The following is a 254-nucleotide window of genomic DNA, read 5'->3' on the forward strand; positions in this document are numbered from 1 at the left end:
GCCAAGGCTAAATACTCCTGAGAGACCGATAGTGAACCAGTACCGTGAGGGAAAGGTGAAAAGAACCCTGAACAAGGGAGTGAAATAGATCCTGAAACCATACGCTTACAAGCGGTCGGAGCCCTTTGGGGTGACGGCGTGCCTTTTGCATAATGAGCCTACGAGTTACCGTTTCCAGCAAGGTTAAGCAGTTCAGCTGTGGAGCCGTAGCGAAAGCGAGTCTTAATAGGGCGTTTTAAGTTGGTAATGGTAGA

Annotated in this window: 1 rRNA gene; it reads left to right on the plus strand. The window is 49.2% G+C overall.

The features are described from left to right. Window positions 1–254: ribosomal RNA gene (locus LB465_RS18240) — 23S ribosomal RNA — on the plus strand; the annotation flags it as partial.

The sequence above is a fragment of the Salegentibacter lacus genome (assembly GCF_020164555.1).
In the GTDB taxonomy this organism is placed as follows: Bacteria; Bacteroidota; Bacteroidia; order Flavobacteriales; family Flavobacteriaceae; genus Salegentibacter; species Salegentibacter lacus.